The organism is Arthrospira sp. PCC 8006 (assembly GCF_046480465.1).
Lineage (GTDB): Bacteria > Cyanobacteriota > Cyanobacteriia > Cyanobacteriales > Microcoleaceae > Limnospira > Limnospira platensis.
This window is the reverse complement of the sequence record NZ_PKGG01000632.1, coordinates 1-307: the sequence shown is the minus strand read 5'-3', so window position 1 is coordinate 307 and position 307 is coordinate 1. Positions and strand designations below refer to the sequence as shown.

The following is a 307-nucleotide window of genomic DNA, read 5'->3' as shown; positions in this document are numbered from 1 at the left end:
GCGGTATCGGCGTGGCGGTCATCACCAGAATGTCGGCGCGTTCGCCCTTCTCTCCCAGTGCCATGCGTTGCGCCACACCAAAGCGGTGCTGCTCGTCGATCACTGCCAGACGCAGATCGGCAAAGACCACATCCTTCTGGAAGACGGCATGCGTGCCGATCAGGATATCGATCTGCCTGCCGGCCAGATCAGCCAGCTTGCGCGCCCGCTCACGGCCCTTGTCGCGCCCGGTCAGCAGTTCCATGCGCACCCCGGCGCTGGCGGCCATCGGTGCCAGCCCCTCGAAATGCTGCCGCGCCAGTATCTC

Annotated in this window: 1 protein-coding gene; it reads right to left on the bottom strand. The window is 65.5% G+C overall.

Annotated features, from left to right (window positions below):
• A partial coding sequence (locus B9T16_RS29685; protein WP_410246492.1) for a DEAD/DEAH box helicase occupies positions 1 to 307 on the bottom strand: 307 nt, incomplete at both ends.